Origin of the sequence: Shimia sp. CNT1-13L.2 (genome assembly GCF_024331145.1) — a bacterium.
GTDB lineage: Bacteria > Pseudomonadota > Alphaproteobacteria > Rhodobacterales > Rhodobacteraceae > Shimia.
In genome coordinates this window covers 225,522-233,515 of the sequence record NZ_JANDJO010000006.1, presented here as the reverse complement: position 1 = coordinate 233,515, position 7,994 = coordinate 225,522, and the positions used below count along the sequence as shown (strand labels likewise).

The window sequence follows — 7,994 nt, the reverse complement described above, 5'->3', positions numbered from 1 at the left end:
GCTTGTGGGCGGCGATCTGAACGACACGCTTCTGGGCGGGTTGGGCAATGACGTGCTTTATGGCAACGGCGGCATCGACAGCATCGACGGCGGCGCGGGAAATGACCATTTGTTGGCAGGTGGTGGAGACGACGTACTGTGGGGAGGAGCCGGTGCGGATATTTTGGACGGAGGCGATGGCATCGATCGGGTTTCCTATGTGACTGCCCTTTTCGGCGTCACGGTTGATCTACTGGAGTCTTCAAACAATGCGGGAGATGCAGCCGGTGATGTCTTTGTTGGGATCGAGACGTTTGAAGGGTCGACCTACGGTGACGTGATGACAGGGGATGGCCAGGCCAACAGCCTGTCGGGACTTGGCGGCAACGACAAGCTGAGTGGTGGCAGTGGCAAGGACACGCTGCTGGGCGGTAAGGGGGCAGATAGCCTCAATGGCGGCGTCGGGGCCGACTATGTTGTCGGTGGCAAGGGGCGTGACACGGCCAGTCTTGGATCGGGCGATGATGTCTTTGTTGATCACGCTGAAGGCCTGAAAGCGGGGCGCGATACGGTGTCGGGTGGCAAGGGCAACGACACCATCGAAGGTGGCGGTGGCAACGATGTCTTCCGGGGCGACAACGGTTTTGACCGTATCCTTGGCGGGGCGGGCAACGACAAGCTTTACGGTGGCAACCAGGCGGATGTGCTCAATGGTGGCAACGGTCAAGACACCCTATTTGGTGGCGCGGGTCGCGATAAGCTGACCGGCGGTGGCGGTGCTGATGTGTTCGTCTTCGCGGACGGCTTTGGTCAGGACACGGTCTTTGGCTTCAATGCCAGCGATAAGGAAGTTCTGAACCTGAAAGGGGTGAGAGCTATCACCGATTTCCAGGATTTGCTCGACAATCACCTCTTGGATCAGGGCGGTCTTGCCAAGATTGTGGTGGGGACAAACAGCATTCTTTTGAAAGGGGTCGCATTTGCCGACGTCGGCACGGGACTTGCCTACAGCGATGCTGACTTCGTGTTTTGAACTGGTGTGTGTGAAGGGGGCTTCCTGAGGACTACTCTTCTTGAATCTGTTTGGGTACTGACTGCTAGGTTGTTTGAGGTATCCGTTGTCTGAAAGCAAGCTTAGGGAAACGTAGAAGTGATGATCAGTCGCCTGTCGGTAGAAGATTATCCAAACTGCGGCGCCAATTCATAAGTTATCGTTCTTGACAAAAACTGTCCGTGTGTCGGCGAGTAATGGCAAACACTTTCGTGGAAAACGTGCGCAGGACCTTTATACCCGCCCCACACTTCACCCCACATTATGTTGCAACAGATTGCGGCAGGGTAAGGCGACTTGTATGTTGCTTTGGCAACAAAAACAGTGGGATAAGACGAATTGCAACACGTTGCTATTTGAACATAGTTCCCTCCACCCGCACCACGGTAACTCTTCATGACAGGTTTGAAGACGGGAAGCGCGGGGCATTTTGCCTTGGCTGATGCGTTGGTGCGCAGCGAGTCCGGCGTTGGGAGGCTATTTAGCCGTCCGAAGTTTTTCATTTTTTGGCGACTTTCTGTGCATCGCTGCACCCGGGTTGTTCGGGGATCGGGGAAGTGTCCTTGTCTGGCTTTGGTGAGTTATTCGGCTGATGCTGGGACGGTATGTCGAAGGTGCATAGCTGGTGCGGTTTTTGACATGTGTTTAAATGGACGAAAATCGGATAAATGTAAAAGATTGTAGATTTAGGCCTTGAAAAATATGTATAAAAATTTTCAAGGGGCGATGCTGAACAAATTTGTGACGACGTATTGTGACAATGTTAACTGTGGTACTTGTGAGTTTACTTGTCGTTGAACCTCCGAATTTCCGTGCCTATGTCGGCCTCGGGCCCCACCGGGTCATCACGCAAACAGGAACGACAGTGACCATGAGCAAACAGATTTTTTCGGCGGTTTCAGTGATCGCAATGGGCGCAGCCCTCGCAGGCACGGCCTCGGCTGCAGAGTATGAGAACGCCTCGGGCGGCAAGGTAACATTTTACGGCCATATCAATCCGGCCATTGTGTCGGTCGACGACGGCGTGAACAGCGAAACCAACCTTGGTGATAGTGCGAAGTCGAACAGCCGTCTGGGGTTCCGCATTGTACAGCCGATGGATGCAGGCACGCTGAAGTTCAACTTCGAGACCGGGCTTGGTCTGGGGTCGACCAGCGCCTTTGGCCAGGGCACCAGCCCCGACAACATCGATTGGGACCGCACCGACATTCGCAAGATTGACGTGTCGTTCGTCTCGAACTCGTTTGGTACCATCTCGCTGGGCCAGGGCAGCATGGCAACCGATGGCGTGGCGTTCATGGATGGCACCGGCACGGGGCTGGTTTCGGATGCGGCGATCGGCGACTTCGCAGGTGGTTTCCAATTCACCACCACTGGTGGCGCACTGTCGGGCATCGAGATCGGCGACGCGTTCGGCACTTTTGACGGCGGCCGTAAGGGTCGTGTCCGTTATGACAGCCCCTCGTTCAACGGTTTCACCGTTTCGGCGGCCTACGGTACCGAGATCCTGAAAGCTGGCAACGACGATGACTTCTATGACATCGCGCTGCGCCACAAAGGCGAATTCGGTGACTTCGAAGTCAATAGCGCTCTGGGCATGTCCTGGACCAAGTCGGGCGGCACCACCACAGATGCGGTGCTGGCCTCGGTTGGCGTTTCGCACGCATCCGGCCTGAGCGCGGCCCTGGCCACCGGTGATCAGGATGGCGGCGCAAACTATGTCTATGCAAAGCTCGGTTACGGAGCGGACCTGATTTCTGCCGGCAAGACCTACTTCAGCATCGACCTCTTCGAAGGCGACGACTTTAACACTGCGGGTTCGGAAAGCTCGTCCTGGGGTGTTGGCGTAGTTCAGAAGCTGAACAAATACAATGCCGAAGTTTATGCAGGTTACCGCGATTACTCGTATGACGACGCAGCGAATACCTACAACGATGCGTCTTCCATCGTCTTCGGCACCCGCCTGAAGTTCTAACCACTCTCCCTTGGTTTTCCATGACTGGCGCCAGATCCTGACGGGTTTGGCGCCTTTTTTCTTGGGGGATTGGGCTTGTTGAAGGGGAGTCGGAAAATATCCGCCGCGTCCCTTTGCAAAAGGCGGTGAAACCCCTTGCGCCCGCCCGCGCGGACCAATAGAAGGGCAAAAATTTTTGCCCGCGCGCGGACCTCGCGCGCCGTAACCTATGGGGAACTGACATGCAGGTCACCGAGACTCTGAACGAAGGTCTGAAGCGCGGTTATTCGATCACCGTCACCGCTGCCGAGCTGGACGAGAAAGTGAACGAAAAGCTGGTTGAAGCGCAGCCGGAAATCGAAATGAAAGGTTTCCGCAAAGGCAAGGTGCCGATGCCGCTTCTGAAAAAGCAGTTCGGTCAGCGTCTGCTGGGCGAAGCGATGCAGGAAGCTGTTGACGGTGCGATGAACAAGCACTTTGAAGACAGCGGCGACAAGCCGGCCCTGCAGCCGAAAGTCGAAATGAAGAACGGCGAAGAGTGGAAAGAAGGCGACGACGTAGAAGTCGAAATGTCCTACGAAGCTCTGCCGGAGATCCCGGAAGTTGACCTGAAGGCCATCAGCCTCGAGAAGATGGTTGTAAAGGCAGACGACGCGGCCGTTGAAGAAGCGCTTGGCAACCTTGCCGAAACCGCGCAGGACTTCAAAGACCGCAAGAAAGGCACCAAAGCCAAAGACGGCGACCAGGTTGTCATGGACTTTGTTGGCAAGATCGACGGCGAAGCCTTTGAAGGCGGTTCGGGCGACGATTTCCCGCTGGTACTGGGTTCGAACCAGTTCATCCCCGGCTTCGAAGAGCAGCTGGTTGGTGTGAAGGCCGGTGAAGAAAAAGACGTCACCGTATCGTTCCCGGAAGAGTACCAGGCCGAGCACCTGGCCGGTAAAGAAGCTGTTTTCACCTGCAACGTGAAAGAAGTGAAAGAGCCGGTTGCCGCGGAAATCAACGACGAGCTGGCACAGAAGTTCGGCGCGGAAGACCTGGACGGCCTGAAAGGCCAGATCAGCGAGCGTCTGGAAGCAGAATACGCCGGTGCGGCACGCGCCGTCATGAAGCGCGCCCTGCTGGACAAGCTGGACGATGCGGTTTCCTTCGACCTGCCGCCGTCGCTTGTTGAAGCGGAAGCCGGCCAGATCGCGCACCAGCTGTGGCACGAGGAAAACCCGGAAGTCACCGACCACAACCACGACACCATCGAGCCCACCGAAGAGCACACCAAGCTGGCCGAGCGCCGCGTGCGCCTGGGCCTGCTGCTGGCCGAGCTGGGCCAGAAGGCAGAGGTTGAAGTGACCGAAGCGGAAATGACCCAGGCGATCATGAACCAGGCACGTCAGTACCCGGGTCAAGAGCGTCAGTTCTTCGAGTTCATCCAGCAGAACGCACAGATGCAGCAGCAACTGCGCGCGCCGATCTTCGAAGACAAGGTTGTCGACTATGCGTTCGAACTGGCCGAGGTTTCCGAGAAAGAAGTGTCGAAAGACGATCTTCAGGCGGCTGTTGAAGCCCTCGACGACGAATAAGACCTTGCGTCACGTTATCGGAAAGGCCGCCTTCGGGCGGCCTTTTTTGTTGGCCTGCTGTCAGGGGAGGGGCAGGATGGCGGCAAGGCCAAGGGAGGATGACAATGGCACATACCGCGTTCGGGAAAGAGGATTTCCAAGCGTTCAAGGACAATGACCGGGACGGGCCGATCCACATGCTGAACCTCGTCAGGTTGCGCGAGACAGCCGAATACGAGGACGGTCGCGAGGCGACGGGGGCCGAGGCCTATGCTGCCTATGGCCGCGAGAGTGCGCCGGTGTTCCAGCGGCTGGGTGGGCGGATCATCTGGCGGGGACAGATGGAGCAGATGCTGATCGGCCCGGGCGAGGAGCAGTGGGATCTGTGCTTTATTGCCGAGTATCCATCGGTGCAGGCCTTTGTCGATATGCTGGGCGATCCCGACTATCGCAAGGCGATGGCGCATCGGCAGGCGGGGGTGAGTGATAGCCGTCTGGTGCGCATGGCGCCGATGGGTGTGGGGGCGAATTTCGGCGAGTAATTGTGCGGGTGTTCCGCAAAAGGAAAGGGCCGCACGACGGATCGTGCGGCCCTTCCTGATTTCCAAGAAGGTGAAAAGCTTAGGCTTTTGCTTCTTCTTCGTCCGAAACCGGTGCATCTTCGATGATGTCGTCTTCGTCCGATGCAGCAGCGCCGATATCGTCGAACAGTTCGGCGATTTCGAATTCTGCTTCGGCTTCGGCTTCAGCGGCCAGTTCCTGGATCGACTTGCCCGAGGCTTGCAGTTCGGCTTCTTCTTCCGAACGAGCAACGTTCAGCTGAATGGTCACGTCAACTTCGGGGTGCAGCAGCACGTGTACGTCGTGCAGGCCCAGTTCCTTGATCGGCTTGGCCAGAACGATCTGCTTCTTGTCGACGGTGAAGCCAGCTTCGGTTGCTGCGTCAGCCGCGTCACGCGGGCTAACCGAACCGTAGAGGGCGCCGGCGTCCGATGCCGAACGAATCACGATGAACTGTTGACCAGCGAGTTTCTCACCGAGAGCTTCGGCTTCTTTCTTGGTCTCGAGGTTACGTGCTTCGAGCTGGGCTTTCTGAGCTTCGAAGGCCGCCACGTTGGCGTCGGAAGCGGTCAGAGCTTTGCCCTGCGGCAGCAGGAAGTTACGGGCATAGCCGGGCTTAACGTCTACGACGTCGCCCATTTGGCCGAGTTTGGCCACGCGTTCGAGAAGGATAACTTGCATCTGTCAGGTCTCCTTACTTCACGGCGTAGGGCAGCAGGGCGAGGAAGCGGGCGCGCTTGATAGCACGGGCCAGTTCACGCTGCTTCTTGGCCGAAACGGCGGTGATGCGCGAAGGAACGATCTTGCCACGCTCAGAGATGTAGCGTTGCAGGAGCTTGGTGTCCTTGTAGTCGATTTTCGGTGCGTTGTCGCCCGAGAAGGGGCAGACTTTGCGACGACGGAAAAACGGTTTTGCAGCCATGACTTAGTGTCCTTTCTTCAACCGTGTGATCAGCGGCGCTCGCGACGGTTGTCGCGTTCGTCACGTTTCTGCATCTGGACCGAGGGGCCCTCGGCGTGCTCGTCGACCTTGATGGTCAGGACGCGCATCACGTCGTCATGCAGGCGCATCAGGCGTTCCATTTCCTGAACGGCCGACGAAGGTGCATCGGTTTTCAGGAAGGCGTAGTGGCCCTTGCGGTTCTTGTTGATCTTGTAGGCCATCGTCTTGACGCCCCAGTATTCGCTTTCAACGACTTTACCGCCGTTGTCCGCGAGGACGGTGCCAAAATGTTCGACGAGGCTTTCGGCTTGCGCGTTGGACAGGTCCTGGCGCGAGATGAATACATGCTCGTAAAGGGGCATGCGAACTCCATTTCATTTTCAGGCGCATTTCAAAGAGCGGGGCAATGATCCTTTCGCACCCCACCCACGAGAGACTGCGCGGTTCTAGCTTTCGCGAAAGGATGGCGCTGTATAGCGGAATTGGGCGATCATGCAACCCTTGTCTTGCCGGAAATACAGGCGTTTCGGCGGGGTGAGGGCAAGGCGGGTGAAACCGTTGATATTCCCAAGATGCGCCTCATTCCAGCCGCATTTTGCCACGAGGGTTAACGAAAGAAAAAACGACAGCCGAGGAGACCCTCATGACCGTTGCATCCAACGCCTTCGCACTTGCCGCCGACCGTGCCAACCGCGGGTTTGAACGCGGCCATACCGTGCCGGTGCGGGCGGCTTCGGTCTTTTTCGGATTTGCCTTTATCTGGGCGGGTGCCGGTCTCTGGCTGGTGCCAGGGCTGGACCTTGAACCGGGTGTGTTGATGGTCAAGGCCTTCCTGTCGATCATGATGGTTGCCGCCGGGATCGGCATGACGCAGATCGCGACGGCCCGCAAGCTGGCCGAGATGCACTTTGACCCACGTACACGTCAGGTTCACCTGATTGAAATGCGTGGACGTGGCCGCCGCGAAAGCCTGCGTTCGGTTGGTTATGACGCGATTTCCTCGGCGCGGGTGACGGATCAATCGCTGGTGTTGCTGGATCAGCGCGGCAAAGCCATCGCGGAAATGGCGCTGGAAGGTCCGGACATGCGTGACGAAGCCATTGCACATTTGCGCAGCCAGTCGATCACGCTTTCGTGAGTGTTCATTGATACACACTGGTTGTTGAAACCTAGTGAATTGTTCCGTTCGGGCGCTACGTCGATATTTACACCACGATATTGACGCCAACGGAGTGTATCACCCATGAAATCCCTTCTTCTTGCCGCAGGTTTCGCTGCTGCCGCCGGCTTTGCTGTTGCTGAGCCGGTAAAATACGATCTGGACGCAAGCCACAGCCAGGTTGTCTTCTCCTACAACCACCTCGGGTATTCGACCACCTACGGTATGTTCTCGGGCTTTGCCGGTGAAATCATGTTCGACCAGGAAAACCCGGCGGCCTCGTCGGTGAATGTCTCGATGCCGCTGAGCTCGATGATCACCGGTTGGGACGCACGTTTCGGCCACTTCATGTCGCCGGACTTTTTCAACGCGGCGGGTGACGAGATGGTGACCTTTGCCTCGACCGGCATCGAAGTGACCGGTGAGAACACCGCGAAGATCACCGGCGACCTGACCCTGAACGGCATGACCAAGCCGGTGGTTCTGGATGCCAAGCTGAACCAAGCGAGCAAGCACCCGATGGCGGGCAAGGACTGGGCAGGTTTTGATGCCACCACGACTGTTGTGCGTTCGGAGTTCGGCCTTGGCAAGTTCGCACCCTTCGTAAGCGACGAAGTTCAGCTGATGATCTCGATCGAGGCCTCGAAAGCCGAATAAGGCAGAACGTCCCCAAGTTTTCCAAGAGAGGCCGCCGGAGTGATCCGGCGGTCTTTTTGTTTGTGGGTATTATTGAGAGGGCGCGCCTGAGACAGAATGATGGAGCCAGTGGCCAAGGGCAGGGAGGAAGGGGC

9 protein-coding genes are annotated in these 7,994 nt (G+C 57.4%); 6 read left to right on the top strand and 3 right to left on the bottom strand.

Annotation, left to right across the window (positions count from 1 at the left end; all coding sequences use genetic code 11):
- The 4 genes from NNA36_RS14660 to NNA36_RS14645 all read left to right on the top strand — a co-directional run.
- The coding region (locus tag NNA36_RS14660) for a calcium-binding protein (RefSeq protein ID WP_303623756.1) at window positions 1-1,012 on the top strand (1,012 nt) is incomplete at its 5' end.
- 889 nt (window positions 1,013-1,901) lie between these two features.
- Complete coding sequence (locus NNA36_RS14655) at window positions 1,902-3,005, top strand: porin (protein ID WP_255108321.1); 1,104 nt, start codon at window positions 1,902-1,904, stop codon at window positions 3,003-3,005.
- Between the two features lie 221 nt (window positions 3,006-3,226).
- Window positions 3,227-4,561 carry a trigger factor gene (gene tig / locus NNA36_RS14650; protein ID WP_255108320.1) on the top strand — a complete coding sequence of 445 codons (1,335 nt, stop codon included), beginning with the start codon at window positions 3,227-3,229 and terminating at the stop codon, window positions 4,559-4,561.
- Between the two features lie 104 nt (window positions 4,562-4,665).
- Complete coding sequence (locus NNA36_RS14645; RefSeq protein ID WP_353338530.1) at window positions 4,666-5,082, top strand: DUF1330 domain-containing protein; 417 nt, start codon at window positions 4,666-4,668, stop codon at window positions 5,080-5,082.
- A gap of 79 nt (window positions 5,083-5,161) precedes the next feature.
- Here the strand turns inward: NNA36_RS14645 and rplI are convergent, their stop codons facing one another.
- Genes rplI through rpsF form a run of 3 tightly spaced genes read right to left on the bottom strand, consistent with a single transcriptional unit; the run spans window position 5,162 to window position 6,406 of the window.
- A complete protein-coding gene (gene rplI, locus NNA36_RS14640; protein ID WP_255108318.1) occupies window positions 5,162-5,782 on the bottom strand; it encodes a 50S ribosomal protein L9 in 621 nt (206 codons plus the stop codon).
- A gap of 13 nt (window positions 5,783-5,795) precedes the next feature.
- The gene (gene rpsR, locus NNA36_RS14635) at window positions 5,796-6,023 is read right to left on the bottom strand and encodes a 30S ribosomal protein S18 (protein WP_008328567.1); all 228 of its coding nucleotides are present in this window, start codon (window positions 6,021-6,023) and stop codon (window positions 5,796-5,798) included.
- Between the two features lie 29 nt (window positions 6,024-6,052).
- Window positions 6,053-6,406 carry a 30S ribosomal protein S6 gene (rpsF, locus tag NNA36_RS14630; RefSeq protein ID WP_255108316.1) on the bottom strand — a complete coding sequence of 118 codons (354 nt, stop codon included), beginning with the start codon at window positions 6,404-6,406 and terminating at the stop codon, window positions 6,053-6,055.
- A 281-nt stretch (window positions 6,407-6,687) separates the two neighbouring features.
- Between rpsF and NNA36_RS14625 the strand changes: the two genes are divergently transcribed.
- On the top strand, window positions 6,688-7,182 hold the full coding sequence (locus NNA36_RS14625; protein ID WP_255108315.1) for a hypothetical protein: 495 nt from the start codon (window positions 6,688-6,690) through the stop codon (window positions 7,180-7,182).
- A 105-nt stretch (window positions 7,183-7,287) separates the two neighbouring features.
- Entirely contained in the window at window positions 7,288-7,860 is a 573-nt protein-coding gene (locus tag NNA36_RS14620) for a YceI family protein (protein WP_255108314.1), read from the top strand.
- Window positions 7,861-7,994 lie beyond the last annotated feature (134 nt).

Excerpts from the sequence above, each read along its gene's own strand:
- NNA36_RS14625 (WP_255108315.1), top strand. The coding sequence starts at position 6,688 with ATGACCGTTGCATCCAACGCCTTCGCACTTGCCGCCGACCGTGCCAAC.
- tig (WP_255108320.1), top strand. The coding sequence starts at position 3,227 with ATGCAGGTCACCGAGACTCTGAACGAAGGTCTGAAGCGCGGTTATTCG.
- rpsF (WP_255108316.1), bottom strand. The coding sequence starts at position 6,406 with ATGCCCCTTTACGAGCATGTATTCATCTCGCGCCAGGACCTGTCCAAC.
- rplI (WP_255108318.1), bottom strand. The coding sequence starts at position 5,782 with ATGCAAGTTATCCTTCTCGAACGCGTGGCCAAACTCGGCCAAATGGGC.
- rpsR (WP_008328567.1), bottom strand. The coding sequence starts at position 6,023 with ATGGCTGCAAAACCGTTTTTCCGTCGTCGCAAAGTCTGCCCCTTCTCG.
- NNA36_RS14645 (WP_353338530.1), top strand. The coding sequence starts at position 4,666 with ATGGCACATACCGCGTTCGGGAAAGAGGATTTCCAAGCGTTCAAGGAC.
- NNA36_RS14620 (WP_255108314.1), top strand. The coding sequence starts at position 7,288 with ATGAAATCCCTTCTTCTTGCCGCAGGTTTCGCTGCTGCCGCCGGCTTT.
- NNA36_RS14655 (WP_255108321.1), top strand. The coding sequence starts at position 1,902 with ATGAGCAAACAGATTTTTTCGGCGGTTTCAGTGATCGCAATGGGCGCA.